Origin of the sequence: Actinoplanes lutulentus (genome assembly GCF_003259845.1) — a bacterium.
Lineage (GTDB): Bacteria > Actinomycetota > Actinomycetes > Mycobacteriales > Micromonosporaceae > Actinoplanes > Actinoplanes lutulentus.
Genome location: NZ_QLMJ01000003.1, coordinates 176,281 through 202,284 on the forward strand (window position 1 = coordinate 176,281; position 26,004 = coordinate 202,284).

At 68.0% G+C, this 26,004-nt stretch carries 23 protein-coding genes and 3 tRNA genes; 11 read left to right on the plus strand and 15 right to left on the minus strand.

From position 1 onward, the window contains the following. Window positions 1-201: 201 nt before the first annotated feature. Window positions 202-274: transfer RNA gene (locus B0I29_RS07750), tRNA-Lys, on the minus strand. 139 nt (window positions 275-413) lie between these two features. On the opposite strand from B0I29_RS07750, the gene B0I29_RS07755 reads away from it, so the two are divergent. Continuing rightward, window positions 414-1,643, plus strand: a complete 1,230-nt coding sequence (locus B0I29_RS07755) for a L,D-transpeptidase (protein ID WP_111648208.1) — start codon at window positions 414-416, stop codon at window positions 1,641-1,643. 106 nt (window positions 1,644-1,749) lie between these two features. Continuing rightward, on the plus strand, window positions 1,750-2,988 hold the full coding sequence (locus B0I29_RS07760; RefSeq protein ID WP_111648209.1) for a L,D-transpeptidase: 1,239 nt from the start codon (window positions 1,750-1,752) through the stop codon (window positions 2,986-2,988). A gap of 122 nt (window positions 2,989-3,110) precedes the next feature. On the opposite strand, the gene B0I29_RS07765 is transcribed toward B0I29_RS07760, so the two are convergent. Further along, complete coding sequence (locus B0I29_RS07765) at window positions 3,111-3,638, minus strand: hypothetical protein (RefSeq protein WP_111648210.1); 528 nt, start codon at window positions 3,636-3,638, stop codon at window positions 3,111-3,113. A gap of 63 nt (window positions 3,639-3,701) precedes the next feature. Between B0I29_RS07765 and B0I29_RS07770 the strand changes: the two genes are divergently transcribed. Beyond that, the gene (locus B0I29_RS07770; protein ID WP_111648211.1) at window positions 3,702-4,277 is read left to right on the plus strand and encodes a TetR/AcrR family transcriptional regulator; all 576 of its coding nucleotides are present in this window, start codon (window positions 3,702-3,704) and stop codon (window positions 4,275-4,277) included. An 822-nt stretch (window positions 4,278-5,099) separates the two neighbouring features. Here B0I29_RS07770 and B0I29_RS07775 read toward each other — a convergent pair. The 9 genes from B0I29_RS07775 to B0I29_RS07820 form a co-directional block, all read right to left on the minus strand. Then, window positions 5,100-6,020, minus strand: a complete 921-nt coding sequence (locus tag B0I29_RS07775; RefSeq protein ID WP_146616742.1) for a DUF6461 domain-containing protein — start codon at window positions 6,018-6,020, stop codon at window positions 5,100-5,102. A gap of 51 nt (window positions 6,021-6,071) precedes the next feature. Then, window positions 6,072-6,863: a hypothetical protein gene (locus tag B0I29_RS07780; protein ID WP_111648213.1), complete on the minus strand. Its 792-nt coding sequence runs from the start codon at window positions 6,861-6,863 to the stop codon at window positions 6,072-6,074. Then, window positions 6,856-7,374, minus strand: coding sequence for a SigE family RNA polymerase sigma factor (locus B0I29_RS07785; RefSeq protein WP_111648214.1), 519 nt, complete (start codon window positions 7,372-7,374; stop codon window positions 6,856-6,858). Before B0I29_RS07785 ends, B0I29_RS07780 begins: the two co-directional genes overlap by 8 nt. Before the next feature lie 83 nt (window positions 7,375-7,457). Then, window positions 7,458-8,738: a glycoside hydrolase family 12 protein gene (locus B0I29_RS07790; RefSeq protein ID WP_111648215.1), complete on the minus strand. Its 1,281-nt coding sequence runs from the start codon at window positions 8,736-8,738 to the stop codon at window positions 7,458-7,460. Window positions 8,739-8,894: 156 nt separating this feature from the next. Continuing rightward, window positions 8,895-8,970: transfer RNA gene (locus B0I29_RS07795), tRNA-His, on the minus strand. A gap of 76 nt (window positions 8,971-9,046) precedes the next feature. Next, window positions 9,047-9,637: an oligoribonuclease gene (orn, locus tag B0I29_RS07800; RefSeq protein WP_111648216.1), complete on the minus strand. Its 591-nt coding sequence runs from the start codon at window positions 9,635-9,637 to the stop codon at window positions 9,047-9,049. Between the two features lie 151 nt (window positions 9,638-9,788). Continuing rightward, window positions 9,789-10,967, minus strand: coding sequence for a winged helix DNA-binding domain-containing protein (locus B0I29_RS07805; protein ID WP_111648217.1), 1,179 nt, complete (start codon window positions 10,965-10,967; stop codon window positions 9,789-9,791). Between the two features lie 341 nt (window positions 10,968-11,308). Continuing rightward, on the minus strand, window positions 11,309-15,169 hold the full coding sequence (locus tag B0I29_RS45145; RefSeq protein ID WP_146616743.1) for a hypothetical protein: 3,861 nt from the start codon (window positions 15,167-15,169) through the stop codon (window positions 11,309-11,311). 138 nt (window positions 15,170-15,307) lie between these two features. Then, window positions 15,308-16,996, minus strand: a complete 1,689-nt coding sequence (locus B0I29_RS07820; RefSeq protein WP_111648220.1) for a copper resistance CopC/CopD family protein — start codon at window positions 16,994-16,996, stop codon at window positions 15,308-15,310. Window positions 16,997-17,043: 47 nt separating this feature from the next. Here B0I29_RS07820 and B0I29_RS07825 point away from each other — a divergent pair, with 47 nt between their 5' ends. From B0I29_RS07825 to B0I29_RS07840, 4 genes are all read left to right on the plus strand, one after another. Then, window positions 17,044-17,592: a sigma-70 family RNA polymerase sigma factor gene (locus B0I29_RS07825; RefSeq protein ID WP_111648221.1), complete on the plus strand. Its 549-nt coding sequence runs from the start codon at window positions 17,044-17,046 to the stop codon at window positions 17,590-17,592. A 94-nt stretch (window positions 17,593-17,686) separates the two neighbouring features. After that, window positions 17,687-18,157: a MauE/DoxX family redox-associated membrane protein gene (locus B0I29_RS07830; protein WP_111648222.1), complete on the plus strand. Its 471-nt coding sequence runs from the start codon at window positions 17,687-17,689 to the stop codon at window positions 18,155-18,157. Further along, window positions 18,154-18,894 carry a DsbA family protein gene (locus B0I29_RS07835; protein ID WP_111648223.1) on the plus strand — a complete coding sequence of 247 codons (741 nt, stop codon included), beginning with the start codon at window positions 18,154-18,156 and terminating at the stop codon, window positions 18,892-18,894. Before B0I29_RS07830 ends, B0I29_RS07835 begins: the two co-directional genes overlap by 4 nt. Beyond that, entirely contained in the window at window positions 18,891-19,886 is a 996-nt protein-coding gene (locus tag B0I29_RS07840) for a hypothetical protein (RefSeq protein WP_111648224.1), read from the plus strand. Before B0I29_RS07835 ends, B0I29_RS07840 begins: the two co-directional genes overlap by 4 nt. Here the strand turns inward: B0I29_RS07840 and B0I29_RS07845 are convergent. Further along, window positions 19,848-20,201 (minus strand): Asp23/Gls24 family envelope stress response protein, encoded by a 354-nt coding sequence (locus B0I29_RS07845; protein WP_111648225.1) that lies wholly within the window; start codon window positions 20,199-20,201, stop codon window positions 19,848-19,850. The genes B0I29_RS07840 and B0I29_RS07845 overlap by 39 nt on opposite strands. Before the next feature lie 278 nt (window positions 20,202-20,479). Between B0I29_RS07845 and B0I29_RS07850 the strand changes: the two genes are divergently transcribed. From B0I29_RS07850 to B0I29_RS07860, 3 genes are all read left to right on the plus strand, one after another. Further along, window positions 20,480-20,902, plus strand: a complete 423-nt coding sequence (locus tag B0I29_RS07850; protein ID WP_111648226.1) for an S-adenosylmethionine decarboxylase family protein — start codon at window positions 20,480-20,482, stop codon at window positions 20,900-20,902. Between the two features lie 20 nt (window positions 20,903-20,922). Continuing rightward, a complete protein-coding gene (gene bcp, locus B0I29_RS07855) occupies window positions 20,923-21,399 on the plus strand; it encodes a thioredoxin-dependent thiol peroxidase (protein WP_111648227.1) in 477 nt (158 codons plus the stop codon). A 920-nt stretch (window positions 21,400-22,319) separates the two neighbouring features. Then, window positions 22,320-22,406: transfer RNA gene (locus tag B0I29_RS07860), tRNA-Leu, on the plus strand. Between the two features lie 79 nt (window positions 22,407-22,485). On the opposite strand, the gene B0I29_RS07865 is transcribed toward B0I29_RS07860, so the two are convergent. Then, window positions 22,486-23,469: an expansin EXLX1 family cellulose-binding protein gene (locus B0I29_RS07865; protein ID WP_181557733.1), complete on the minus strand. Its 984-nt coding sequence runs from the start codon at window positions 23,467-23,469 to the stop codon at window positions 22,486-22,488. Window positions 23,470-23,532: 63 nt separating this feature from the next. After that, complete coding sequence (locus B0I29_RS07870) at window positions 23,533-24,354, minus strand: MOSC domain-containing protein (RefSeq protein WP_111648228.1); 822 nt, start codon at window positions 24,352-24,354, stop codon at window positions 23,533-23,535. Window positions 24,355-24,392: 38 nt separating this feature from the next. Between B0I29_RS07870 and B0I29_RS07875 the strand changes: the two genes are divergently transcribed. Then, window positions 24,393-24,698, plus strand: a complete 306-nt coding sequence (locus B0I29_RS07875) for a hypothetical protein (protein ID WP_111648229.1) — start codon at window positions 24,393-24,395, stop codon at window positions 24,696-24,698. Between the two features lie 13 nt (window positions 24,699-24,711). Here the strand turns inward: B0I29_RS07875 and B0I29_RS07880 are convergent, their stop codons facing one another. After that, the gene (locus tag B0I29_RS07880; RefSeq protein WP_111648230.1) at window positions 24,712-25,836 is read right to left on the minus strand and encodes a calcium-binding protein; all 1,125 of its coding nucleotides are present in this window, start codon (window positions 25,834-25,836) and stop codon (window positions 24,712-24,714) included. Window positions 25,837-26,004: the final 168 nt, after the last annotated feature.

Here is a 26,004-nt window from a genome sequence, read left to right on the forward strand (position 1 = left end):
ATGGCATCGATTGACGATCGTCGTTTTCATTGTTCGGAGCGGTCATGGTCAAGTCAACCGGAACTTTTCGAAACTTTCGGAGGTGCGCGAGCTGCTTTGCGCGTACCCAATGATCTTGAAAGGGCCGAAACTATCGGAGCGTGACCGGCGCAGCGAAAAGGCCCTGACCAAAGGTCAGGGCCTGATGTTGATTGGTGAGAGTGCGTCGCGTAGGACTTGAACCTACAACCCGCGGATTAAGAGTCCGCTGCTCTGCCAGTTGAGCTAGCGACGCTCGCCGTGCAACGAGAGAAACGGTAGCACGGCCTCCGGAGATCCTTGAAATCGGTTACTTACCACCTCAAGGAGGACCCGTGACTTGCGCGCATGCGTCAGTATGGCTGCGCTGAGAACTCCAGAACGGGGCCACGACGATGGTTGACCTCCGCCGCTCCCTGGCGGCGATCCTGGCACTTGCCGTGATCGCTCCCCTAGCCGCCTGCGGCGACGACCCGAAACCGAGCTTCGCCGAACCGGCGGTGGCGAGCGACGCGTCCGCGGCGCCGGTTCCGGAAAGCGCCACGATCACCGAGCCGGTCGCGCTCGCCGTCACGCCGGCCAAGGACAAGAAGAACGTGCCGATCAGCACGGAGATCGGTCTGAAGGTCAGCGGTGGCGAGATCACCTCGGTGACCCTCACCGACGCCAAGGGCAAGAAGGTGGCCGGCGACTTCCGCGAGGACGGCTCGGCCTGGGTGCCGGGCAAGCCGCTGAAGGCGAAGCAGAAGTACGCGGCCGAGGTCGTCGCCACCGGCAAGGACGGCACGACGACGAAGCAGACCACCGCGTTCACCACGATGAGCCAGCCGGGCCGGACCACGGACACCGGGCTCTATCTGTTCGACGATCACACGTACGGCGTCGCCATGCCGATCGTGGTCGAGTTCGATCCCGGCATCAAGAAGAAGGACCGCGCGGCCGTGCAGAAGCGGTTGTTCGTCGAGATCACTCCGGCACAGCCGGGCACCTGGTCGTGGACGCCGAGCGGCACGCAGGCCTACTACCGCGCGCCGGAGTACTGGCAGACCGGCACCCAGATCAAGGTGCGTGCCGCGCTCGCCGGCCTGCCCACCGGCGACGGGATCTACGGCGACAAGGACCGGTCGGCGACCGCGAAGATCGGCCGCAGCTTCGAGATGAAGGTCGACAACAAGACCAAGAAGATGACAGTGGTCCGCGACGGCAAGACGATCAAGACGATGCCGGTGAGCCTCGGCAAGAAGAGCACCCCGTCGTCGAGCGGCACGATGGTCGTCATGCAGAAGATGGCGCAGACCGTCTTCGACACCACCGACACCGACGGCGCGGACGGGTACCGCACCGAGATCGAGTACGCACAGCGACTGACCTGGAGCGGTCAGTACATTCACTCGGCTCCGTGGTCCACAGGTGATCAAGGTCGCCGAAATGTGTCACACGGGTGTGTCAATGTTTCTCCGACGAACGCACGGTGGCTCTTCGACAAGACTCTCGTCGGCGACCCGATCACCGTGCTCGGCACCGGCGACAAGCTGGAGTACGGCAACGGCTGGACACCCTGGGATCTCAGCTGGGAAGAGTTCGTCAAGGGCAGCGCGTTGAAGGTTCCGGCGAGCCTCGGCTGAGTGTCCCGATCCCGTCCGCGGGGTACTACGGCACAAAACCGGGATTGGTCGCGAGAGATTTTTGGAGCACTATTGGGCGCCGGGAGAACGACGCCTTGAGGGGACCATGGACATGGATGCAATTCGGTCGGGTCGCCGCAGATGGCGCGCGGCCGTGGTCACGGTGCTGGCGGGCACCCTCCTGCTGACTGCCGCGTGCAGTGGCGGCGGCGATTCGCCGTCCTGGCAGGGCGGCGGAGCAGAGGGCGGCAGCAGTGCCGGTCCAGCCGCCGAGGCCCCGTCACCCGAGCCCACGCTGAGCACCGTGGCGGTCACCTCGCCCGCACTCGACGCGACCGATGTCGAGGCATGGTCCGAGGTCAAGTACAACAGCGAGGACCCCGAGAACACCGACCTCAAGGTCACCAACGCCAAGGGTGACGAGGTCAAGGGCACGCTCGACAAGGACGGCAACGTCTGGAAACCGAGCGAGTCCCTGGACTGGGGCACGAAGTACACGGTCACCGTCACCACGCCCGAGGCCGAGGGCAAGGGCAACACCGTCACCAGCAGCTTCACGACGATGAAGAAGCCGGCGAACCTGGTTCGCGTGACGAGCTTCCTCGGCGACAACAACGTCGTCGGCGTCGGCATGCCGCTGATCATGAGGTTCGGCCGCGCCATCCCGGAGAAATACCGGGCCGAGGTCGAGCGCCGCATGGTCGTCACGGCGACGCCCGCGCAAGAGGGCACCTGGCACTGGATCAGCTCCACCGAGGTGCACTTCCGCCCGAAGACGTACTGGAAGGCCGGCTCCAAGGTCTTCTACAAGGTGCAGCTCAAGGGCGTGAAACTCGGCGACGGCTGGTACGGCCGCTCCGACCTCACCGTCGACATGAAGATCGGCCGTTCGCTGATCATGAAGGTCGACAACAAGAGCAAGAAGATGACCGTCACCCAGGACGGCAAGGTCATCAAGACCATCCCGGTCAGCCTCGGCAAGCCGAAGACCCCGTCCTCCAGCGGCACGATGGTCGTCATGGAGAAGAAGGCGAAAACCGTCTTCGACACCACCGACACCGACCCCGACGGCGGTTACCGCACCGACATCGACTGGGCTCAGCGGATCACCCACAGCGGCCAGTTCATCCACGCCGCCCCATGGTCCGAGGGCCAGCAGGGCAAGCGCAACGTCTCGCACGGCTGCGTCAACGTCTCCGAGGCGATGGGCGAGTGGCTCTTCAACCGCACGATGATGGGCGACGTGATCACCGTCTCGGGCACCGAAGAGAAGCTCAAGAACGGCAACGGCTGGACCGACTGGAACGAAAGCTACGAAGACTACAAAAAGGGCAGCTACCTCTAAGACCCTGTTGGGCGCGGGCTTGGTCGATTCCGACCAGGCCCGCGCTTTTTTCATACGCCTTTTCGGTGCACCGTGGCACAGATCGCCTATATCAGCCTCGCGCCCGCAAAGGCATCGCAAACCTACGATTTACGGGGCATCACCGTATAACTGAACGAGATCACGAAGTCGATCACCAGCACCACGGTCCACGGGCCCATCACTCCCCACAGTGGCGCCGCGTTCTCCATCCCGCCGGCGATCAGGGTGAACAGGCCCAGAAGTCCGGCGCCTAGGGCGTACGCAAGAAGGTGCTCAAGCCACGCCCTGCGTTCCGTTGCCGCATGCTCGCGCCCGGCGCGCGGTCCGCGCGCGGGTGCCGGACCGCCGGCGAATCGGTGCGCGACCCGCACGTCGGCCCAGCGGATCATCCGATGACCGAAAACAACCGTCACGGCGAGGTAGACCGCGGCCAGCCCGTGCGCGAGGCTCGCCTCCGCGCCGCGGCGCAGGTCGATCGCGGTGGCAACCAGCAGCAGGACGTCGATCAGCGGGACGGCGACGAGCAGGGCCGCGCTGGTGCGGCGCCATCGCAGCACATAGCGGACCAGCAGGCCGGCCACGAGCAGCACCCAGAAACCGATCTCACAGGCGACGATGAGCGCGATCATTTCTCCCCTTTTTCGCACGTGTGTGTTTTTTCTTTTATAACACGACCGTGCGATGATCGGTACGTGCCAAAAGTTGTCGACCACGAGGAACGCCGCCGCGAACTGGCCGCCGCCGTCTGGCGAGTGATCACCCGCGACGGCGTGGCGAACGTGTCCATGCGAACCGTGGCCGCCGAATCAGGCTGGTCCTCAGGAGCGCTACGCCACTACTTCGCCACCCGCGACGAGCTGCTCGCCTTCGCCTGCCAGCAGGTCCTGGCCCGGGTGACGGAACGGATCACCGCGCTGAACCCACAGGGCGAGCCGCACGAGGTGGTCCGGGTCCTGCTGCTGGAGACCATGCCCATCGACACCGAACGCCACGTCGAGGCATCGATCACGTTCGCATTCCTGGCCCTGGGCCTGGGCGACCCGAAACTGGCCGCGGTGCAGCGCCAGATCCTGGTCGGAATGTCCGGGCTATGCCTGAATCTGATCAGCCACCTGTTGCCGATGGAGTCCCGTGAGCGGCAGGTTTCGCTGGCCCGCCGCCTGAACGCCGTAGTGGACGGCCTGAGCGTCCACATCCTGGCCAGCCACCTGACCCCAGCCGAGGCAGTGTCCGAACTGGACGCCCACCTGGCCGACCTACCCACCTGACACCAGCCCCTTTACCGTCATCCACGGACCCAGCTGTCACCCACGGACCCCAGCTGTCATCCACGGCGACCGCATTGTTCAGCCGACGCAGACCGGCTGTCACACACGGCCCCCAGCTGTCACCCACGGCGACCGCCACGTCCAGCCGACGCAGACCAGCTGTCACACACGGCCCCCAGCTGTCCCCCACGGCGACCGCCATGTTCAGCCGACGAGGGCAAATGCCGCTCAGCTTTTGCCGGTCCCGCTCGGTCAGTCACAACGGCCGCTCGCAAGCTGCCGGTCCCGCGATCCAGAGGGCTAGTGGCCGCTATGCGGGGCCACGTGGCATTGCGACACGACCTGGCTTGCGCTCATGGTCGCCCGGAGGCCGAAACGGCGACCACGAGCGCAAGCCAGTCCAGCCCAGCTTGCGGTCACGGTCGCGCGAGGGCCGCAAACACGACCCTTAGCGCAAGCCGGCCCGGACCAGCTTGCGGTTACGGTCGCGCGAGGGCCGCAAACACGACCCTTAGCGCAAGCCGGCCCGGACCAGCTTGCGGCTATGGTCGCGCAACAGCCGCAAACACGACCCTTAGCGCAAGCCGGTCCAGACCAGCTTGCGGCTATGGTCGCGAGCCGCCGCCTTGGATCTGGGCAACTTGTGGTCGCTACGGGGGTGGGAACTGCCTCGATCTTGATTGGCGCCGGGTAGCTGTCGCGTACGGACCCTGGCTGTCGTCTGCGGCGGCCGTCACGTACAGCTGGGGTGGATCAACGGGTCTTCGTGAGCTGGTGTCGCTCGGTCTGCCGCGGCGGACCTAGCGGGCGGCGGGCGACCGGCTATGTGAAGGCTCGGCGGACCTTGGAGAGTAGGCGGGGCCACTCTCGGTCGTCGGTGTCGCCGTCGGGTTCGTCGGTGTCTGGGTCGGACCAGTCGTCGTCTTCGGCGGGGGCGTCGTATTCCTCGTCCCAGCGTTCCGGGCGGGCGCTCGGCCTGCGGGCCTCGGCGGCCGACTGCCCAGCGACGCTCTGGGCTGCAACGCTCTGGGCTGACGGGATTCCTGCGGGGGCGGGATGCCCGGGTTCGTCGTGGGTGGGCAGGGTGGCGCAGCTGAAGGTTGCTGCTTCCAGAGCTTCCAGCGTTATGCGTACGCCGGTGAGCTGCTCCGCGAGAGCAAGGGACCGCTCCCGGTGGCGAGCGGCGTCGCCCCAGCCCGCGTCGCTGTCGGTGCTGCCCGCGGTAGTCGGTTCGCCTGTGTCGAAGCCCAGGCGGTTCAGGGCTGGGGTCAGGGTGTTCGGGTCGGTGCCTGTGCGGTGGGTGGGGTCGGCGGGATCGAATTGGAGGAGGATCTCGCCGTCTCTCGCCCAGAGGAACGACTCGGCCGAGTGGGCCACCAGCACCGTCTCGCGGGAGAGCTGCCGGCTCGCCCTGGCGTCCGGCTCATCGTCCCGGCTCGCCCTGGTGTCTGACTCGCTGTCCCCGCTGGACCTGGCGTCTGACTCGCTGGCCGGGGCGCGGTCTGGCTCCACCAGCAGGGTCCAGCCGTCGAATGCCGCTGCTGCCGCGAACCGGGCTGTGGCTGGCGTCAGTTGCTCGGTCAGGTGGCGTACGCCGATCGGGCTGGCCTGGGCCGAGCCGCCCAGCTGCTCGAGCACTTCGGTGGGCGTGCGGCCCCGGACAAGGGTGAGGCGGCACGTGCCGGCGATCTCCGCGTACTGCTCGGTGAACCAGGCGTAGTCGTCCGCGCTGACAGCAACCATCGGGAGATCATCCAACATGACGCTGTGCCCCCGCTGTCCGGAGCCGGTCGATCAGTCCGTGAATGCCCCGCTGATCTCCACCTTCTTGCCGCCGGCGCCGCCCGTGGCGATCGCGCCGTAACTGTCCGCGTCCTGATCGCGCTCTCCCGTGGCGTGCAGGTACTGCGCCGCGAACGTGTACGCGCCCGGCGCCAGGGTCGCGCCCTCGTGCAGGGTGAAGCGGTAGAGCAGCGCGTCCTTCTCCTCGGACACGGTCATCGTCAGCATCTCGGCAGGGATCGAACTCCACTGGCCGGCGTTTGCCACGCCGTCGGTGCGTACCACGCTGACCAGGACGTCGAGTGCTGTGACGGTCTCGGTCGTGGTGAGGACCAGGTTGCCCTGCGCCCAGGTCGCGTTCGAGTGCGAGTCGACCTCGGCGGCCGAGCTCAGGTAACCGGCGACCGGCGTCCACTTCGGAGCCGGCGGGGTGCCGGTGGTCGCCTGCGGCTGGTGCGGCCGGGTCGTCGTGCCCACCGGCGGATCATCCACAGGGGACGGATCGGTCGACGAGGCTGAGGGGGACGGCGACGGAGCCGGTGACACCGGGGCGCTGGTGCCGGTCGCGGCCGGCGGCTGTGCGGGCTCCCGGTCGCCGACCAGTTTGATGCCGGCGAACCCGACCACCAGGGTTGCCACCACCGATGCGGCGGCCGCCACCGGGCGCAGGGTCAGGAAGGCCCATCGGCTGCGGGACGGCTCACCGCGGCGGCGGGCGACGCGGGTGAGGATCGCGTCCCGGTCGGGCACGTGCCGGTCGGCCTCCTGGCGCAGCACCCGGCCGAGATCCGGGTGTTCAGCCATGAAGGCCTCCCATCATCAGCGGCATGCCGCGCAGGAACTCGCTCAACTGTGCGGCGCCACGCGAGGTGTGACTCTTCACCGCACCGACCGAGATACCCAGGATCGCTGCTACTTCCTTCTCCGGCACGTCAAAGGCGTACCGAAGAATGACGCACTCGCGACGCCGCTGCGGGAGTCGCTGCAGGGCAGCGCGCACGTCGAGGACCGCGGAAGTGTCGCTCTCGCCGCGCTCGCGGCGCAGGAGCCCGAGCCGCAGAACGCCGGCGCGCTCCCGGCTCTGCCGCTTGATCCATTGACGGGCCAGGTTGGTCACGATGCCGCGAGCGTACGCGATCGGGCTCTGTGCCGACTGGACACGCTCCCAGTGACGCCATACCTCCACGAACGCGTCGGCCGCCAGGTCGTCGGCGGCCTGCGAATCGCCGGTCACCAGGTAGGCGAGGCGGGACAGGTCGGTGTGATGGTCGTCGAAGAATCGCCGGAAGGCGTATTCAGTCTCTAGGTCGGACAAGCCACTGTTCCTGACCGTCAGGGGATTTTCCGGGGAAAGCCGGCCGCCCCGGGCCGTGAGGGACGAACCCGGGGCGGCCGTAATCAGCCGATCTTCACGGAGTACGCGGTGGTGTCCAGACGGCCCTGACCGGTGAAGATCTCGGTGCCGGCCTGGACGCTCGACAGGTACTTGGTCTTGGCGAGCCAGCCGCGGGCGGCCAGGTCATTGGTGAAGTCGGTGAGGTTCAGCGACGCGGAGGAGGTGTTCGAGGTACGCACGAACGAGTACACCTCCCAGCCGATGTTGCCCTTATAGAGGTCCCAGGTGGTGCCGGCGATCGTCACGGTGGCCTGCTTCGTGCCGACCGGGCCTGCCCCGCCGGACTTGTAGAGCCAGACCATGACCTCGTCGGTCGGGTTGTTCTGCCAGTCCGGGTTCGCCATGTCGTGCAGCCACAGGTCGTACGCGACGTTCATGACGTTGCTGGTGGTCTGGGTGACCTGGAAGTTCCAGGAGGCGTTGACCGCTTTGCCGGCGCTGAGCTGAACCGGCAGCCCGGTTCCGGTGGCCTTCCAGCCCCAGTGCCAGCCGAGCACGGCACTGGCGTACGACTTGACCTTGGTGTTGTCGCCGGCCCAGGTCCAGCTGGTGCCCCAGCTCAGGTTGTCGCCGCTGAGGCCGTTCTCCCAGACGCACTGGGAGCCGGTGCCGTCGGCCTTGCCCCAGACGTTGTTGTTGACCCAGTACTTGCCGCGGACGAGGGCGGCGTAGTCGGTGCAGTTCTCGACACCCTTGGAGACGGTCGCGGTCGGCGTGGCGGTTGCCGTTGCGGTGGGGGTTTTTGAAGGGGTCGGGCTGGCGCTCGTGGCTGTGGGAGCCACGGTCTTGCTCGCGCTCGGACTCGCCGTCGCGGTCTTACTCGCGGTCGGAGTCGCGGTCGCGGTCGGACTGGCCGTCGCGGTGGCCACGGCACCGCCGCACGCCACCCCGTTCACGGTGAACCCGGTCGGCGCCGTGTTGCTGCCGCTCCAGGTGCCGTTGAAGCCGAGCGCCACCTGCGCGCCCGCGGCGAGAGTCTTGTTCCAGCCGGCGTCCTTCACCGTGACCGCGCTGCCGGTCTGGGTCCAGGTGCCGTTCCAGCCGCTCGCGACCTTCTGGCCCGAGGGGAAGGTGAAGCCCAGCGTCCAGCCGTCGATGGCCGTCCCGCCGCTGTTACGGATCTTCACGTCGCCGGTGAAGCCGCTGCTCCACTGGTTGACGACGGAATAGGTGACGGAGCAGGAGGTGGCAACGGCCGCGTCGGCGTTCAGAACGCCGACCACCGCGGCCGCGGCGCCGACGGTCAGTACCGAAAGCGGTACGACGATGCGCTTGGCAAGCATGAAGGGTGTCTCCTGGGGAACGAGGATTGATCCACACCCCAGTGGTCCCTCAGGCCCGAAAGGTTGCTCTGTTCCCAAAAGTTTTTCGGAGCGCTCCCAGAAGGCTCCCCGACACGAAAAAGGCCCGGCCAATCGGCCGAGCCTTTCGTTTTTACTTGGGGTGATCGACGGGACTTGAACCCGCGACATCCGGCACCACAAGCCGGCGCTCTACCAGCTGAGCTACGACCACCATGCTCACAGGGCGAACCCTGTGTTGCGGGACAATCATAGCCACACCCGCCAGGGGCCTGTCGAGCGGGTTGGGTCTAGAGGCCGGCGGCGATGGCCTTCGCCGTCTCGACGTCCGGGCCCGGCTGCGGGACGAAGATGGCGCGCCGGTAGTACTCCAGCTCGCGGATGCTCTCCCGGATGTCGGCGAGAGCGCGGTGCGACAGACCCTTGGCCGGCTGACCGAAGTACACCCGCGGGTACCACCGCCGGCACAGCTCCTTGATCGAGGAGACGTCGATCATGCGGTAGTGCAGGTGCGCGTCGAGCGCCGGCATGTCACGAGCCAGGAAGCCCCGGTCGGTGGCGATCGAGTTGCCGCAGAGCGGCGCGGTCCGCGGATTAGGAACAAACTCCTTGATGTACGCGAGGACGGCTTCCTCCGCCTCGGCCATCGTCACCGTGGACCGGCGAACCTCGTCGGTCAGACCGGATTTGGCGTGCATGTCACGCACCACCGGCGGCATCGCGTCAAGCGCCGCGTCATCCGCGTGAATGACCAGGTCGACGCCCTCGCCGAGCACGTTGAGTTCGGGATCGGTGACCAACGCCGCGACCTCGATGAGCTTGTCCTTGCCCAAATCGAGACCGGTCATCTCACAATCGATCCACACCAGAAGATCCGCCACGGTGTCAGCCTACGCCCGGCACGGCGACATCGTTTGACGCCTACGGTGGCTCCCGGCCCGAGTTCCGGCCGTTTGTCCCCTTTGTTGCTGGGACTTCCCACTTGGCCGATTGTTGGGTAAAGTGAACTTAACGGACGAAGCCCCCCTTCGGTTACTCCGTTCCCCCCGGTAAAGGGCCCTTCGCGTCGGCAGCGCGGAGGGCCTTTTCGGGTCTGTTGCCCCAGCGGACACCCGGCTGCTCCCCCGCCCACCGGATCTCCGGCTTCTCCCCCGGCGCCACGAACGCCAGCAGCCGCTCACCCTCGGCCTCCACCGCTGCCTGGTCTTTACCGGACAGCGGGCGGAACGGCGCCACCCTCAGAACCGCTCCCTCGATCGACCAGGTTGCCGCCACGAACCCGTCCACCAGCACGGTCGGCCGCACGATCGACCAACCCGGCGTCACCAGGGCACGGTCACCCGGATGGATGATCCGGTCACGGTCGGCGTGCCCGAGCAGCGCGTTGTCGAACTCGGGGAGGAACACCACCGGCGCTGGAAGGTCAGGATCGGCCAACGGTGCTTCCGTTAGGTCGTACAGATCAATGTGGTTTTGATCTTTGAAGACCCGCAGCTGATCACGCAGCTCGGCCATCAACCCGCGCAAGCGGGTCAGACCCGACCAGACCTGGATGTCCTTGATCGAAGCCGGACCAAACGCCGCCAGGTATCGCAGAACCAACTTCTCCGGCGCCGGCTCGGCAGCCAGAGGCTGCCCGAGCCAATCTTCGGCGAGCACACAGCCCACTCGCCCTCGGTGCCGCCACATCCCGGCCGGCGGTGGGTGCAGCAGAGCCAACCGCAGGTGTACGACCAGCTTGAGCCACTGTGGGTCCGGGCCGGGGAATCGATCCGTCAGCTGCCGGGTCAGCTCCGGGCGGCTGATCTGCTTACCGTCCATGATCTCCCGGGCCGCGGCGATCAACTCGTCCTGCGGAAGGCCGTCGAGCCGTCCGCCGCGGCCGGCGAAGCGGTCCAGGTACGGCTGAAGCGTCGGGCGCAGCCAGACGAAGTCGTCGCCGGTGCAGAGGTGCTGGGTGCCGCGGAGGAGCGCGCTGCGGACGACGGTGCGGTCGTGCAGGAGCGTGGTGAGGTCGTCCTGATGGAAGCCGGGGATGCGGGCCCAGAGGCTCAGGTACGGGGAGTCGGACTCCTGGCCCTGCAACGCCACCAGGTGAGCGATTACCGCGGCGGCGGTGGTGGGGGGTGTGGTGGGTTCGGGCTCGGGTTTGGTTAGCAGTTGGCGGATCAGGTAGGTCCGGTTCAGCTCGCGCGGGGAGAGGGCTCGCATGGGTTGACGGTAGGGGTCAAAGAGGCCAGGAGTTGACCGCAATGCGGGCGCTCACCGTGTGCTCTTGTCTCGGCGCGCCCAGGGCTCACCGTGTGCTGCCGTATCGGTCAGCGGAGACCAGGACGCACCGAGCGGTTGTGTGCGACCTCGGCATCGCTATAGCCGTGACGTGGGCACACGCAGCGCCAATGTGTGACCTCGTCTCCGCTGAACGGCGTTGTTGTGCGCCCCTGTCTACGCCTTCCGTCCGCGATGTGGGTCTTCGGCTTCGGAGGTGAGCGGTCCCAAAAGGGTCGGGCCGCTGACCATGGTGGTCAGCGGCCCGAGCTCGTCGTTTTCGGCTATTCCGGAGTGTGGTCTCGGTCAGGTGCTGGGCTGCCGGACACGGTGCGCCGGCGGCGGCGTCCGGAGCTGGCGGCCAGTAGTTCGGCGGCTTCCTCCCGGTAGCTCAGCGGCCGTGCGTTCGGGTCCGATGGCGTGGTCTGCTGCGTGACCGTCACCTGGGCGGTTTTGGCTTGGGCTGCCTTGGCCGGGGTGGGCTTGGCTTGCACGGGTTTCTCTTGCGCGGGCTTCGCTGGCGTTGGCTTGTCCGGCTTGCTGTTGGGCTGCTCGCTCTTGGCTTGCTCGCTCTTGGCTTGCTCGCTCTTGGCTTGCTCGCTCTTGGCCTGCTCGTTTTTGGCCTGCTCGTTTTTCTGCTGAGCCGGCGGCTTGGGGCGTGGCTTCTCGCTGCCGGGGCGGGGCTTTCGAGCCGGGTTCGATGCTTGCGGGCGAGCCGGGGTCTGAGCTGCGGCCGGGGCAGCGTTCGGCGTCTGCGGCCTAGGAACGCTGCGGGTCCCTGCGGATGCCTGAGCCGGTGGCTGCTGGGGCGCGGTTTCGGCGTTCACCTGCTCCGCTTTGCGTTCCGGGACCTCGGTCGCGGCGCCCTGGATCGCGGCACCCCGGATCGCGGCACCCTGGGCCGCTGGAGTCGGGGCCTCGGCCGGTTGGGCCGCCGGGCTCTCAATCGCTGGGTTCCCAGTTGCAGGGTTCCCAGTTGCAGGGTGTTCGGCTGCAGGGTTCTCGGTCGGCTGGGGCTGGGGGTCGGTGGGCTTGCCTGCTACGCGGGCGGCTACCGACTCGGCGGCTTTGATCCAGGCGGCTGGGGCTCGGCGGGTGGTTCCCGGTTTGGCGGGGGTGGTGGCTACGGGCTTACCGGCGAGCCGGCCCTGGGCCCGGGCCAGCGGGTTGTTCTTGCGGGTTTTGCCGCTGTTCTCCGGCTGGGTCGGGACCTTGGTGTCGCCTAGTTCGCCCAGGCCGTTGGCCTCGACCGCGTGCATTGACGCACGCGGCTCAGCGGATGCGACCTCGGTGGAGGAGGGCTCACCGTGGGCTGCCGTCTTGGGGGGTGAGGGCTCACCGTGTGCCGGCGTCTCGGTGGGCTGGGTCGGTAGCGGGTTCGCTGTGGGCGGGCGGTTTGCCTCCGTCGCGGGCGGGAGGCCTGCCTCCGCTGCGTGCAGGGATGCTCGGGGCTCGGACGGCGTCTTGGCCGCCGGAGTTTGGGGCTTCGGGGTCGGGGCTGCCGGGTTCAGCGGGCGGGCGGGGATCGGCACGATCGGTGCCTTCGGAGCTGGGGCGTCGTCCGCGTTCGGCTTGTCGCTCTCCGGCTTCGTGCGCTTGTCGGCCGGTTCGCTGTTGAGCGGGTTCGGCTTGCTCTGCTCGCCGGGGCGGGTGGTGGCCGGCTGCTTCTTCGGCTCCGGCTTGCTGGTCGTCTTCGCCTCGACCGGCGTCGTCTTAGCCTCGACCGGCCGGCTGCCTGCCTGTGTCGCGGCGGCCTTTGCGGGGGTGGTCGAGGTTTCGGCGGTGCGGGCGGCGACCTTGTCGGTCGGGGCCACTAGCGGCCATGCGGGCGGTTGCGATGCGACTGCGGCGGGCTTCTCAGGCTGAATGGTTGCGGTCGCGGGCGACTTATCCGAGATTTCCGACTCGATATATGTCGTCGACTGAGCAGACTCAGAGACCGGCTTAGTGGACGCCTTGGAAGCGGGGGCTGGCTGGGTGGGTGGCTTCGGGGCTGACTGGGTGGGAGCCTTCTGCGCCTGTGTCTGCTGGGTGGGTGGCTCAGTGGTCGTCGCGTCCTTGGGGGTCGTGACGGTGGCCGGGTCAGCCGCAGGGCCGGCGGTTGCGGAGCGGGCTGCAGCGCCTGCGGTTGCCGGGCGGGCTGCTGGGATTGGCATGGGCATGCTCGGGATGGGGCCGAGCCTGGTCAGGCCGATGGCGGTCCAGTCGGTAGCTGCCGGGCCGGTGTGCAGGGCGATTCGGGATGCGGTCTGGGGTCGGGTGCTGCCCGAGGACTGGGTGCTGTCCGGGGATGCTGATCCGGGCTGGTTGTTGCCGCCCTTGCGGGCCTGCTTCTTGAACTGGCGGTTGCCGGACCCGCCCTGCCGTGGCGCTTCAGCGAGAGTGGCCGGGCGCGAAGCAACTGGGCCGGGACCCGCCGTCTCTGGGCCGGGACCCGCTGTCTCTGAGCTGGGACCAGCGGTTTCGGGGCGTGGCGTTGAGTTCGCGCCGCTCGGGAGAGACTCTGTGTGGACCTGAGGTGTGGACTGCTGGCCGGCCTCTGCGGACGGGACCTTGTCCGCCCCGGACTGTTTCTGGGCAGCCATTTTGGGCTCTGCCTGCTCGGACGCCGGCTTTGCCGCTGGTTGCTCGCTCTCCGCGGACGGAGCGGCGGCCTCGGCCACCTCGCGCGGCTTGCCAGGCGCGGTCTGCTTGCCAGGCGCGGTCTGCTTGCCCGGCGCGCCCTGCCGAACCTGCCCAGCCCTGACCGGCTGCGCTGCCGAAACAGACGCTGACTCGGCCTGCGCGGGTGAGGGCTGAGTGGGCTCGGGTTGGCGTTCGCCTGGCTGGCCCGGCAGGGTGTTCGGGCGCTCGGGCAGGCCTGCGCCGTCGCCCCTGCGGGCTGCTGCGGCCTCTCGCAAGCGGGCGGCTGCTCGGGCCTCTGTCTGGCGGGCGCGTTCCGGGGCGGTTGCCGCGACCCAGGCGCCTACCGCGGTGGCGTGGAATTCCGGGATGTCGGTTGCGGAGGGCTCTCGGCGGTTGCGGCGGGCCGGGATCGGGCCTGGCGGCAGGCTGGACGTCGCGGGGGTTTCGCCGAGCAGGTTGAGCGGGCGGCCTGGCGCAGGGGTGTGCGCACCGATCGCCCGGCCAGGGGAACCCGGAGAACCGAGAAAACCGGGAGAACCAGGAGAGCCGGCCACAGAACCGGCCACAGAACCGCTCAAAGGACCAACCGGTGAACCAACCGGAGAACCAACCCCAGAACCACCCACAGAGCCACCCGCAGAGGACGAACCAGCGGCCGGGGCCGCGGACAAAGCCAGCGGCGCGCCCGGAGACGACGGGGGCCAAGCGAACTGCGGTAGCGCCGGCGGGCGGACCGGGCGCGAGTCAGCGAGGGTACGCGGGCGGTGCGCACCGCCATGCCGGGAACCACCCGCGCCGTACGGAAGTGGCACCCCGATGGCCTGCATCAGCTCGGGAACCTGGCCGGGCGAGACGACGTAGACGACTTCGCGGCGGCGGCCCGGCCACACCAGGATCACGATGCTGGCCATGATCATCAGGGTGCCGAGGGTGAGCAGGCCCCAGGTGCTGGAGTTCAGCCAGCTGGGCCGGACCTCAGCTACCGTGGCGAGCCGGTTCACCGGGCTGCCCCCGGCGCTCATCATGACCAGGCTGTACGGCCCGCCGACGAGTTCGCCCGGCACGAGGCTGATCTCGCCGATACCGGTACGCGTCCAGAACGCCTGCTGCCCCGGGATGCCGAACGGCACGCGGGGCCCGTTGACCCGGTCCGACGTGACCGGAAGCGCGCCGGTGCCGATGTCGACGGTCCGTACCTGGGAATGCGGAACTCCGGCCAGGTATCGGTCGACGTCGGCGGCGGGAGCGAGGCCGAAGAAGGCCGGCCCGTCGGTGGTGGCCGCCGTGAGCCGCAGCTCGGTGGCGCCGATCCGGGCGAACGGCGCGTCGTCGCGCAGCAGCCTGTCGATGTCGCCGACGACTACGGCGTACCCAGGTACGCCGATTTTTTGCAGCTCACCGGTGAACGCGCCGCCCGGGTCGCGATGCTGCATAGCTGTCCACAGTCCGCCCCCCGCCAGTAGCGCGGGCAGTCCGATGGTCAGTAGGAGCATGCCGAGAATCGTGCGGAACACCCGCATCTGAATCTCCCCCTTCCCGGGCCGGTACCGCAAGACCATACAAGTGCAAATAACCCCAAAGTGGTCAAATCGGTACGGCATCCCCGATTGATATGCGAACGGCCCGGTTCCCCATGAGAACCGGGCCGTTAGAGGAAGTCAGTTGACGGTGGCGGTCATCGTCACTGTCGACTGGTCGATCTCGCTGGTCCGGGCGGTGAACTTGAACGTCCACTCACCGGCGACCGGCAGCGCGATGTCACCGATCGCGTGAAAATCGGTGATCCGCAGCAGCGGAATCTCGATCGGCTCGATCCCCTTGCTCGTCAGCGCCGCGGTCGCCTTCCACTCGACGACTGGGAGCGGCTTGTTGTCCAGCGTGTACGCGTACAGATGGATGGAGTTGTTGCCGACCGCCGCCGGGAAGATGTCGACCTGCATCGCCATCTTGTCCGAGGTGATCGTCTGGGTGACCGTGGTGCTGGTCGCCGCGGTCTCGGCCGCCTCGGCGGTACGCGGCGGCGAGATCTGCACCAGCGCCGCGGTGACCGCCAGCACCACCGCGGTGATCCCCAGCTCGATCGAGACGATCCGGCGCAGCGGGCCGGGCGACTCCTCGGCGCTGCGCTGTTTCACGAGCTTGCGGGAGTACGCGGCCACGCCGATCACGATCGCCGCGAGAGCCACCTTCACGAGGATGAGCCGGCCGTACGTGCTGTTGATCAGCCCGTCCAGCGACGCCACCTCGATCAGCGCCTGCACCACGCCCGCGAAGATCAGCGCACCGACCGAGGCGGCCGCCCAGCGGGACCAGATCGGCAGGATCGCGCCGAGCTCGCGCGCGTTCGCCCGGGGCAACAGGAAGCCGAAGAGCATCACCAGGCCGCCGAGCCAGACCGACATGGCGGCCAGGTGGATCGCGTCGATCACCACGGAGACGCCGGCCACCGGGGAGGCGGTCGGGTGGCCGGTCAGCGGCCAGGTGGCGAGCGCCGCCACCCCGAGCACGCCGAGCAGGGCCAGGTCGAGCTTCGACTCGGCTCCGGCGCCGCCGAGCAGTGGCCGGAGCAGGAACGCGGCGGCGATCACCACGCCGAGGCGTACCAGCATCACCGCGCCGAACGTGCTGCCCAGCACGTCGCGCAGGTCACCGACGCGGACGTCGAACAGCCCGGTGCCCAGGGTGTACGGCGCCTGCAGGTAGATCGCGAGCAGCGTGCTGCCGGTGACCAGCCCGATGCCGGTCCAGATCAGCCGGCCCGGTCCGCGCCGGCTCAGTCGCTGCGGCCACAGCAGGGCCAGCACGAGCACGGGCCCGACCAGAAGAACCAGTCCCGCGTACCCAAGGAATTTGCCGACCGGGATGAGTGAGCGGACCACGGGATCGACCCGGACGGATTCTTCTGTCGCCGTAGGCGGCGTGGAGGCCGCGCCCACCGAGAAGGTGATGGTGCCGGCGACCGGGTGGCTGTCGGCGGAGATCACCCGGTAGCTGACCAGGTATGTCCCGCGGCCCGCGCCGGAGCGCAGCGGGATCGTGACCTGGCCGCCGTCGACGGTCGGATCACCCTGGTCGGCCTGGGATCCGTCCGGGGCGATCACCCGGATCTTGCCGGCGACGAGTTGCACGGACTCGCTGAAGTTCAGGGTCACCCGGTTCGGGGCGTCCGGAACGATCGTGCCGTTGCCCGGATCGCTGGCGACGAGCGCCGCGTGCGCGCTCGCCGGGGCCGCGGACAGCAGCGTGCCGAAGAACCCGAGCAGTAACCCGGCCAATACAGCCAGTACTCGGCGTCGGTCAGTCACAGCACACTCCGTTTCCACCCGAGGACGATGAAGCCATTGCATGGTTCCAGACGCGGAGCGGAACCGCCGATTCGCGTACCATCTGCCTCGTGACGGCTGGTGAGCAAGAAACGGACGAGACCACCGCGCTGGCCCTGGCCGCCCGCGACGGTGACCGGGCGGCGCAGTCCGCGTTCGTGCGTGCGACCCAGGCCGAGGTGTGGCGTTTCACCGCCGCGCTGATCGATCCGGGAACTGCCGACGATCTCACCCAGGAAACCTATCTCCGGGCGTTCCGCGCGCTGGACACGTTCGCCGGGCGCTCCAGCGTGCGCACCTGGCTGCTCGGCATCGCCCGCCGCACCTGCGCCGACCACCTGCGGTCGGTGGTGCGCCGCCGCCGGCTCGACGCCCGGCTCGCCGCGCAGGCCGTCACCGAACTGCCTTCGCCCGACCCGGCACACCGGCTGACCAGCGCCGATCTGCTGGGACGGCTCAGCGACGAGCGCCGGACGGCGTTCGTGCTGACCCAGGTGATCGGGCTTTCGTACGCCGAGGCCGCCGAGGTCGAGGGCGTCCCGGTGGGCACGATCCGGTCCCGGGTGGCACGTGCTCGCGATGAGCTGGTCACAGCGGTTTCCCAGGCACAAGCCAGCTGATTCAGAGTCTTTCGACCCTGTTTGTGACGCCCGTCCCGGACTAGACATGATCGGGAACTGGGTCGTGACGACGAGCGTCTAACGGGGCGTGCGCATGCAGAAAACCATGCCGTGGATCTCCACGGCCGCTCGGCTCGCCCTGGCCGCCGTCTGGCTGGTGGCCGGCGGACTCAAGGTCGGCGATCTCGCCGCTTCGGCGCGCGCGGTGAACGCGTACGACCTGATGTCCTACGACACCGCCAAGGTCGTCGGCGCGGTCCAGCCGTTCCTGGAGATCGCGCTCGGCCTGCTGCTGCTGATCGGCCTCGCGACCCGGCTCACCGCCGGGATCTCCGCGGTCCTGCTGGTGGTTTTCATCGCCGGAATCATCTCGGCCTGGGCGCGCGGTCTGCAGATCGACTGCGGGTGCTTCAGCTCCGGTGGTGAACTGGCGGCGGGCAAGAATGCGGCATATTGGCTCGATATTTTGCGAGATATCGGATTTCTAGCGCTCGCCGGGATTCTGTTGTGGAAGCCGCGGACCAGGTTCTCAGTAGACGGCCTTCTAATGGGGGAAGAGCGATGAGCAAGGGGAAACGGGACCGGACCGCCCAGGCCCGGGCGGTCGTCGCGAAACAGCAAGCAGCTGAGCGCCGCCGCAAGGTGACGCTCTGGACCTCGGTCGGCGTCGTCATGGTCCTCTTCCTCGCGGGCCTGGTCGGGTACACCGTGATGTCCCGCCAGGACGACGGCAAGGTCACGACGCCCACCGCCGCGGTCGACGACGGGACCGCGTTCGCGATCGGCACCGGCTCGGTCGTCGTCGACGTCTACGAGGACTTCATGTGCCCGGCCTGCGGCAACTTCGAGCAGGCAAGCGGCGAGAGCCTGCAGAACATGGCGGAAGCCAACAAGATCACGTTGCGGATCCACCCGGTGGCGATCCTGGACAAGTACTCCAACGGCACCGAGTACTCGACCCGCGCGGCCGGCGCCGCCGCGGCCGCCGCCGAGGAGGACAAGTTCCTCGAACTGCACAACGTGCTCTACGACAACCGGCCCGAGGAGAACAGCGACGGCCTCAGCAACGAAAAGATCATCGAGCTGGCGAAGTCGGTGGGCCTGACCAGCGAGACTTTCGTGAATGCGGTGAACGAGGGAACCTACAAGACGTGGGCGACCGACGTGACCGAGAAATTCTCCGATCGCGGCTACAACAGCACGCCAACGATCCTGGTCGACGGCACCAAGCTGATCGGTCCGAACGACACCGTGCCGACCAGCGAACTGCTCACCCAGACCATCGAGAAGGCAGCTGGGTGAGGCGTTTCCTCGCCATTTCAGCGGCGGTGGCCGGCCTGATCCTCGGGCCGGCCTCGCCCGCTCTCGCCCATGCCGGCGACGCCACCGAGGTCAGTAAGTACCGGGTCGTGGCCACCGGGTTCAGCAGTCCGCTCGACGGCCTGAGCGTGCGGGTCGTCGAGGGCGGCTCGCGACTCGAACTGGTCAACGAGAGCAGCCGGTCGATCGAGGTGCTCGGTTACTCCGGCGAGCCCTATCTCGACGTCCGCCCGGACGGCACCTATCAGAACGTGAACTCCCCGGCGACGTACCTGAACGAGACCGCCGCCTTCGACACCGCGCTGCCGGCGAACGCCGATCCCACCGCCGCGCCCGCCTGGCGCCGCGTCGACACCAGCACCACGGTCCGCTGGCACGATCAGCGCACCCAGTGGATGGCGTCCGGCCTTCCGCCGCAGGCCGTCGCCGATCCGGACGCCGAGCATCGGCTCCGCGAGTGGGTGGTCCCGCTGCGCGACCAGGCCCGCACTTTCGAGATCCAGGGCACCCTCGATTACGAACCCGCGCCGCGCACCTGGGCCTGGTGGGCAGGCGCGGCTCTGCTGGCCGTCGCTGTCGCCCTGGCCGCTCATCGGTGGTCGCGCTCCACCGGGTCGCTCGCGCTCCTCGGCGGTCTTTCTTCTCTTGGGTACGCGTACCTGCGCACCGCCGACGGGTCGGGCTGGTCCGGCGTCCTGATCCTGGCCGGGGTGCTCGCCTGCGCGGCCGCGTACCGGCATCCGCCGTTCTATCTGGCGCTCGCCGGTTTCGTGCTGGCCGCGTTCGCCGGTTTCGGCAGCGCCGACGTGTTCTTCGCCCCGGTCGTCCCGGCGGCCGGGCCGGGCTGGCTCGCCCGGGGCGCCGTGATGATCGCGATCGGGGCCGGCACCGGGCTGGCGCTGACCGGGGTGCTGCGGATCCGGGCCGCCACCGACTCAGATGTTGATGTCGTCCACGTTGACGTTGACCGCTAGGACCTTGAGTCCGTAACCGGTCAGCGCCTCGGTCACCGCGCGCTGAACCTCACCGGTCACCTCGGCGACCACCCGGCCGGCCTCCAGGACCAGCACCACGTTCACCGTGACGTTGCCGTCGGCGACCTTCGCCGAGACGCCGCGGCTCGCGTCGCCGACCTGGTCCAGGCCGACCTTGTCGAGGACGCTGTTGAAGAACCGGGACACGTCGCCGCCCAGATCCGCGACGCCGGGGACCGCCCGGGCCGCCGCGACGGCGATCTTCTCCACGACCTCGCTGGAGACGCTGGTGGTCCCGCTCGTGGGCTCGCTCATGATTGATCTCCACTCTCGACGGCTACGGCTGACGCAGCCTACTTTCGATCACCATGCGGCCGCTATCCCCGAGTACTTAACACGGTGTGCACAGCACCACTGAAAACACTTTCTTTCGCTATTTCAATGCGCCGATCGATTGCGATCAGACCATTTCCTCGCGGATTCCATACCCGCCCTGAACTGCGGAAACTTTAAATGTGCCAATCCCCGACTGAGGGATTCCAACGCTGCGCATCGAGCCGGTAACGTTCAGTTATTCCGTCTAGGGGGATCCGATGGACCATTACGGTGACGAACTCACGCTCCGCCTCTCGGCCGTGTCCGACATCTCGCCGCTCGACGACGAGGCGACCCTCACCACCTTCATGCGCGACCTGGTCGCCCGCATCGGCATGACCGTCATCGCCGGGCCGCTCGTGGCCACCGAGGGAGGGCCCGCCGAAAAGGCCGGCAAATCCGCCGTGGTGATCCTCGCCGAGTCGCACGCCGCCGTGCACACCTACCCCCACCTGCGCGAAGTCCTCATCAACGTCTTCTCCTGCAAACCGTTCCTCGAGTCCGACGTGCTCGACGAGTTCCACCGCCTGCTCGGCGACTTCGAGATCACCGAGCGCCGGCTGTCCCGGCGCGGCGAGGAGTGGCCCCGAGACCTCACCGCCGCGCGCCGGCTCTGGAGCGGCCAGCGAGCCGCCGCCTGACCCGCACTATCGTCGGTCCCATGACTGAAAACGTGCGCCTTGCCGCCGGCGACGCCGCGCCCGAGTTCACCCTGCCCACCGACAACGGGGACAGCCTCTCCCTCAAGGATCTGCGCGGACGCAAGGTTGTTCTGTACGCGTACCCCGCGGCCATGACGCCCGGCTGCACCAAGCAGGCCTGCGACTTCCGTGACTCGCTCGCCTCACTGCAGGCAGCCGGTTACGAGGTGGTCGGCATCTCGCCCGACAAGCCGGCCAAGCTGGCCAAGTTCCGTGAGCACGACGCCATCACGTTCCCCCTGGTCAGCGACGAGGACAAGAGCGTGCTGATCGCGTACGGGGCGTACGGGGAGAAGCAGCTCTACGGCAAGACGGTGACCGGCGTGATTCGCTCCACCTTCGTCATCGACGAGAACGGGGCGATCGAGCGGGCCTTCTACAACGTCAAGGCAACCGGCCACGTGGCCAAACTCCGCCGCGACCTAGGCCTCGACTGACACGACCTGGGCCCAGGCTGACGCAACCTCGGTCTCGGCTGACGTCCCAAAGGCCGGAAAAGTCCGGCAAACCATGCAACTCCGGGCCCACCCCGCCGATGGGGAGGGCAATCGCCACTGCCCACCCCGTCTGTTCGGCGGCGCGGCAGCCCGGAGCTCACGGCGGCCGTCATGCGGTAATCAACCCGCAAGGCGGCCGCCGTGCATGGCGGCCGCCTTGCATGGCGAGCCATCTGCGCGCACATGCCTCGCGGCGAGCGTGCCGATTGAGGTCATGCATGGGCCCGTCGAGTGAGCGTGGTCACGGGTCACAGATCTTGGAGCTACCGGGGCGAGCCGTAGCTCAGATATGTCATCAGGGTCCCAGAACAGTCCTGGACTACGGCTCAGGCGGGCGAGCCGTAGTCCAGACACGTCATGCGGGTCCGATGACATATCTGAGCTACGGCTCGCCCACGACAAACTCGCCACCGAGCACCGAGCACCGAGCACCGAGCACCGGCCACCGGCCACCGAGCACCGAGCACCGGGCCAGCCGATCCGGAGCGGCTAGCGCTTGCGGTCGTTGACAGGGCTCAAACACGACCACGAGCGCGAGCCGAGCGACCCACGGCTGTCACGTACGGCTGCCGGCTGTCACGTGCGGCGACCGTGGCGTACAGCCGGATTGGGCTGGCTGCACACCAGGGCTGCCGGCTGTCACGTGCGGCGACCGTGACGTACAGCCGGATTGGGAGTCGACACAGGCGGGGCCATTCACGGTGGGTGTGTCGAGTTGGGGCGCGCATCGGAGCCGGGATCGACACGCCTGGCCGGCCCGTGCAGCGGATCTCGCACCCTGATCGGTGGTGACCGAAGTGCCGCAATTGGATCTGAGCGATTAGACTCCTCACAACGAGTTGCCCGGGTGGGCAAAACGGGCGGAAGTGGCGAAATTGGCATACGCGCGGGCTTTAGGTGCCCGTGCCCGAGAGGGCGTGGGGGTTCAAGTCCCCTCTTCCGCACCAGAAATACGACGAGATCCAGGCAAGTTCGGCCCGCATGGGAGCCGGAATTCGCCTGGATCTCGAGGCAAGAAGTGGTGTGTCAGCAGCGCGGTTCGGCAGCTGCCAGGTCGACTGCCGGGCCGGCCAGAGCGGCTTCCGCTTCCTCAGCCGTGGTCGTCGACTCCAGCAGAGGCGCAGCAGCAGCGGTCGTTGCCGAAGGCGAAACGGCGGCCGAAGCGGACGCCGATGCTGACGACTTGGCGGCGGCCGGCTTGGACGGCGACGCCTTCGCGGTAACGGTGGGCTTCTTCGACGCGGACGTCGTCGACTCCACCTTGGCGGCCGTGCCTGAGCTCGATGCTGATGAAGCACGGACGCTTGTCTTCTGGACTGATCCGGGGTTCATCTTGATGCCACTGACCGTGCTCGTTTTCCCGTACACATCAGTGATTTTGATTTTGAATGGGCCTGGACCTGCGCCGCTGTCGATCAGCCAGTAGTTGAAGTCGGTGCGGTGGGCGCTCTTGAAGCTGCCGCTGCCGCTCGCGACCTTGACCGAGGAGAGCAGGTTCGCGTGGTTGTCGATGCGGGCCGCGAACCAGTACTGCGACGCGCCCTCCTTGATCCGCACGCTGATCGGGCCGGGGACCGAGGGGTTCGTGACCAGCTTGTATTTGATCGGGATGATGCCGTCGATCTCGGCGCCGATCTTCTTGAACGCGGTGCGGCTCAGGTCGAGGTGACCGGCGGCGCATTCCGGGCAGGAGTCGAAGACCTTGACGCGGACCTTGCCCTTGGGGCCGGTGACGTCCAGGTACGCGCCACAGGAGGTGCCCTCGGAGTACTGCGACGGGCCGAGCGCCACGTAAAGATCGTCGGCGGGCACCTCGAACGAACAGTTTCCGGAGGTGCCGGCCAGGTCGTAGAACGTGGCCTTGCCGGTCTTCGCGGTGGTGCTCGGCGGCGCGGCGCATGCGGACCCACCGGTTTGCAGGACCAGGGCGACACCGATGATTCCGGCGATCACCGCGGCGCCGCCTGCGGCAAGCCATCGGATCGAGAACGGGTTTCGATGAGCACTCACCCGGGCGATCCTGGTGGGAGCGCACCCGCAGGGCAAATTTCCTAAGACTCCCCTAAGACGGATTCACTCTTCGAGGACATCGAAAGTGTCACCTGTCCGAATAAGACCGGTTCGGCCGGCGCCCAGGTCGGGGATCAGGTTGATCGCGAAAAGCAGGCTGCCGCCGATCCTCCGGTGCTTGCCGAGAACGTGCAGCGGCTGCCGCCCGGTCTCGCCGGTCTCCTGGTCGATCGTGGTGACGCGGCAGCGGGCGCACGATTTCGCCGCGCGGAACGTCATCTCGCCGATCCGCAGCCGCCGCCCGATCCACGTGTCCTCGTCCCAGGCTTGCGCTCCGGTGACGACCACGTTCGGCCGGAACCGGTGCATCGGGATCGGCTCGTCGCCACCCTCGGTTAGCCAGTCGTTGACCGCGTCCAGTGACGCCGTGTTGGCGAGCAACACCGGGTAACCATCGGCGAAACTGACCCGGTCATCCGGCTCGGAGAAACCGTCGACGGCCCGGCTGGTCGGATCGGCCTGCCAGGTGAGACGCGCCTCGCGCCCCAGAAGCGAGCTGACCCAGTCGCTGCCTGCGGAAGCGACCCGCGCCGGCACCGGCTGCTTGCTCTTGAAGACCCGCACGGCGACTTTCTCGCCCTGCACCGGCTCGTCCAGATCGAGCTGGTCGAGCCCGGGCGCGCTGAGCGTGAGCCCGCCGGGGCGCGGCCGGGCGGTCAGCTGGGTGAGCAACGGCGTCTCACGCTGGGTGATCCCGACGCCTTCGGCGTCGACAATCATCCACCGCCGGTCACCGGTCAGGCCCCAGGGATCAACTCCGGCTTCGTCGTGGTCCAGCCGATGACAACCCTTGACCGGGTACGTGTGAAGCGAGGCGATCCGCATCTCGCCAGCTTGTCATATGCGCTCATACGCTGAATCGCATGATTGCGCGCATGTGGCGAGGCAAGGTTCACACCGATCGGGTGGCGGAGTACGTGACCTACATCGAGCGGACCGGGTTGACCGGATATCGGCAGACTTCGGGCAACCGGGGTGCCCAGATGTGGACCCGGGACCTGGGCGACGGCCGGTCCGAGGTGACGACGCTGAGCTGGTGGGAGTCCCTGGAGGCAATCCGCGGCTTCCCCGGCGACGACATCGAGCAGGCGGTGTTCTACCCGGAGGACGACACCTTCCTGGTCGAGCGAGAGACCACGGTGACCCACCACGAGGTGGTCGCGTCCTGAGCCGCGCGTGGGCTCAGAACGACGGGTAGAAGTTCTCGCAGCCGGTGGTCCGTGCGCCGGTCTTCACCACGCACGAGTCGCCGAACTCGTCGTGGGCGCCGCCGTCGAACAGGTCGGTGACTGTGTCACGGTCGCCGTCCTCGCGGCCGTCCAGCCAGTCGTCGCCGGCGCCGCCGTACATCTTGTCCGCGCCGCCGAAGCCGGTCAGGTCGTCGACGCCGCCGTGGCCGTACATGACGTCGTTGCCGTCGCCGCCGTCCAGCCAGTTGCCGGCTCCGTTGCCGATCAGACGGTCGTTGCCGCTGCCACCGGCGAGGTCCTCGACGTCGGCCGCGATGGTGTCCTTCTCGCCCTTCGCCCCGTCGTCGCCCTTGACGCCGTCGAGGTCGAGGCTGACCGCTTTGCTGTAGCCGCGGTAGTCGACGCCGTCACGGCCGCTGCCGCCTGAGAAGTAGTCGGCGTCGGCCGCCCACTCCTTCTTCCCGTACGGCTGCATCGGCGAGAACACGTCTCCGCCCGCTTCGCCGTACCACTTGTCGTTGCCGCTGTAGCCGCCGAACCAGTCGTTGCCGTTGCCGCCGCGGATCACGTCGGTGCCGGAGCCGTCCAGGATCTCGTCGCGGCCGTCACCGCCGTACAGGGTGTCGTTGCCCTCGTCGCCGAAGATGTGGTCGTCGCCGGCCAGGCCGTAGATCTTGTCGTTGCCCTCGTCGCCGTAGAGGTAGTCGCCGCGCGGGCCACCGGTGACCTTGTCGTTCCCGGTGCCGGCGTACGCCGTCATGCCGAGACCGGTCCGGTTGACGATCGAGTCCTTCCGGTCGTACGTCCAGACGCGTACCCGGGTGGGCGCGGCCGACGTCCGGCACTTGGCTTTGGTCTTGTCGCCCTTGACCGCCTTGCAGCCCTTGCCGATCTTGATCGCGACCCGGTCGTCGATCGTGACGGTGTTGCCGGAACGGGTGAGCACGACCGCGCTCTGCTTGCCGCGGGCAGACTTGTACTGCACCTTCGTGCCGCTCACGGACGCGAGCCCGGCGGAGCTGACCGCCTGGGCCGGCACGCCGGTCACCGAGATGTAGACGGCGGCGGCGGCGAGCAGTGCCAATCCGGCACGGGTCGACCGGCGGGTACGCGGCATGTGGATCCTCCCCCGAGAGCAGCGCCGTGATCATAGAGGATCTCGTCGATTCATTGCTCAGCCACTGGCCCGCCCCGGTCTCGCACGCGGAACCGGCTGCGCCAGCCGGCCCTTGCCGACGCGGCCGCCTCTTTCGGCGGAAGCTCTGGTTTCTGAAATTTTTTATGC

Coding starts and splice junctions, on each gene's coding strand:
- B0I29_RS07850 (WP_111648226.1), top strand. CDS start 20,480: ATGGACCATTACGGTGACGAACTCACGCTCCGCCTCTCGGCCGTGTCC.
- B0I29_RS07755 (WP_111648208.1), top strand. CDS start 414: ATGGTTGACCTCCGCCGCTCCCTGGCGGCGATCCTGGCACTTGCCGTG.
- B0I29_RS07780 (WP_111648213.1), bottom strand. CDS start 6,863: ATGGCTGAACACCCGGATCTCGGCCGGGTGCTGCGCCAGGAGGCCGAC.
- B0I29_RS07830 (WP_111648222.1), top strand. CDS start 17,687: ATGCAGAAAACCATGCCGTGGATCTCCACGGCCGCTCGGCTCGCCCTG.
- B0I29_RS07805 (WP_111648217.1), bottom strand. CDS start 10,967: ATGCGAGCCCTCTCCCCGCGCGAGCTGAACCGGACCTACCTGATCCGC.
- B0I29_RS07845 (WP_111648225.1), bottom strand. CDS start 20,201: ATGAGCGAGCCCACGAGCGGGACCACCAGCGTCTCCAGCGAGGTCGTG.
- B0I29_RS07870 (WP_111648228.1), bottom strand. CDS start 24,354: ATGCGGATCGCCTCGCTTCACACGTACCCGGTCAAGGGTTGTCATCGG.
- B0I29_RS07760 (WP_111648209.1), top strand. CDS start 1,750: ATGGACATGGATGCAATTCGGTCGGGTCGCCGCAGATGGCGCGCGGCC.
- bcp (WP_111648227.1), top strand. CDS start 20,923: ATGACTGAAAACGTGCGCCTTGCCGCCGGCGACGCCGCGCCCGAGTTC.
- B0I29_RS07765 (WP_111648210.1), bottom strand. CDS start 3,638: ATGATCGCGCTCATCGTCGCCTGTGAGATCGGTTTCTGGGTGCTGCTC.
- B0I29_RS07835 (WP_111648223.1), top strand. CDS start 18,154: ATGAGCAAGGGGAAACGGGACCGGACCGCCCAGGCCCGGGCGGTCGTC.
- B0I29_RS07820 (WP_111648220.1), bottom strand. CDS start 16,996: ATGCAATGGCTTCATCGTCCTCGGGTGGAAACGGAGTGTGCTGTGACT.
- B0I29_RS07775 (WP_146616742.1), bottom strand. CDS start 6,020: ATGGTTGCTGTCAGCGCGGACGACTACGCCTGGTTCACCGAGCAGTAC.
- B0I29_RS07875 (WP_111648229.1), top strand. CDS start 24,393: ATGATTGCGCGCATGTGGCGAGGCAAGGTTCACACCGATCGGGTGGCG.
- B0I29_RS45145 (WP_146616743.1), bottom strand. CDS start 15,169: ATGCGGGTGTTCCGCACGATTCTCGGCATGCTCCTACTGACCATCGGA.
- B0I29_RS07880 (WP_111648230.1), bottom strand. CDS start 25,836: ATGCCGCGTACCCGCCGGTCGACCCGTGCCGGATTGGCACTGCTCGCC.
- B0I29_RS07790 (WP_111648215.1), bottom strand. CDS start 8,738: ATGCTTGCCAAGCGCATCGTCGTACCGCTTTCGGTACTGACCGTCGGC.